This is a genomic window from Paraburkholderia sp. A1RI_3L (assembly GCF_048957895.1).
Classification (GTDB): domain Bacteria; phylum Pseudomonadota; class Gammaproteobacteria; order Burkholderiales; family Burkholderiaceae; genus Paraburkholderia; species Paraburkholderia kururiensis.
In genome coordinates this window covers 1-1,497 of record NZ_JARCHA010000051.1, presented here as the reverse complement: position 1 = coordinate 1,497, position 1,497 = coordinate 1, and the positions used below count along the sequence as shown (strand labels likewise).

Below are 1,497 nucleotides of genomic sequence, written 5' to 3'. Positions count from 1 at the left end.
ATGCGAGTGGTGGCCAGGATGCGTCAGGCGAGCGGCGCGGAGCTGCCGCTGCGCCGCTTCTTCGAGCTGCCGACGCTTGCCGATCAGGCGAACGAACTCGCCACGCTGCGCCCGGCGGAGGCGGTTCGCATTCCGCGCCGTCCGGACGAAGCCATCGTCCCCGCGTCCTTCGCGCAGCAGCGCATGTGGTTCCTCGACCAGTACGACCCCGAGTCCGGCGTGTACAACGTTCCCACGACCTGGCGCTTTTCCGGACGGCTGGATGGCGACGCGTTGCGCGCGGCGCTGAACGGGGTCGTGGCGAGGCACGACGCACTGCGGACGGTCTTCACGCTGGAGCATGGCGTGCCGATGCAGCGGACGCTGGACGCGTGCGACCTGGCGCTGCCGCTCGTCGACATGTCCGGCGTGGACGACGCCGATCCGCGCCTGCTCGCGTTGATGCAGGAGGAAGGCGACCGGCCGTTCGACCTCGCCGCCGGACCGCCGATCCGGGCCAGGCTGGTCCGGCTTGCGGCGGACGAACATCTGTTGCTGCTGACGATGCATCACATCGTCTCCGATGGATGGTCGACCGGCCTGCTGCTGCACGAACTGCGCGAGCTGTATGGCAGCCTTGCCCACGCGCGGCCCGCGAGCCTGCCGGCATTGCCGGTGCAGTATGCCGACTTCTCGCATTGGCAGCGCGAGCGGTTGCAGGGCGACGTGCTGCAACGACAACTGGACTACTGGACGACCTGCCTGCGCGATGCGCCGGTCCTGCTGAACCTGCCGCTCGATAAACCGCGTCCCGCGGTCTTCACGCAGCGCGGCGCGGGGCTGACGTTCGAGCTCGATGCGGTGCTCGCGGACCGGTTACGCACCTTCGCCCGCGAACGCAACGTGACGCTTTTCATGATCGCGGCGACGGCGTTCGGCGCGATGCTGCAGCGCTATAGCGGCCAGGACGACGTATGCATCGGCTACCCGGTCGCCAATCGTCAATATCCGGAAATCGAGCATCTGATCGGGTTGTTCGTAAACACGCTGGTGCTGCGCGTGCGCGGCGGCGCGCACGACAGCTTCGACGATCGGCTCGAGCAGGTCCGGCATGCGGTGCTGCAGGCGCATGCGTATCAGGACCTGCCGTTCGAACGGCTCGTCGAGGCGATGCATCCGCCGCGCGACCCGAGTCACAGCCCGCTGTTCCAGGTGATGCTGTCGAGCGCGGACGCGCCGGACACGCAGGGGCGCTGGCACGACGGGCTGACGATGCACTCGGCCGACCCGCAGTTCGACAGCTTCGGCGTGAAATTCGATCTCCAGCTTGACGTCACCGCCAGTCAGCACGGCATGCGCGTCTCGCTCGACTACAACACGGACCTGTTCGAGCGGACGACGATTGAAAACATGGCGCGATACTGGGTGACGCTGCTCGACGTCGCGCTGGCCCGTCCGTCGCAACCGCTGTCCGGTTTGCCGTTACTGTCGGAGGACGAGCGGCGGCGGACGGCACGC

Annotated in this window: 1 protein-coding gene; it reads left to right on the top strand. The window is 67.7% G+C overall.

Features of this window, described 5'->3' with window-relative positions:
• Nucleotides 1-18: 18 nt before the first annotated feature.
• Nucleotides 19-1,497: condensation domain-containing protein (locus PXJ20_RS32805; protein WP_421057499.1), on the top strand; the 1,479-nt coding region annotated here is incomplete at its 3' end.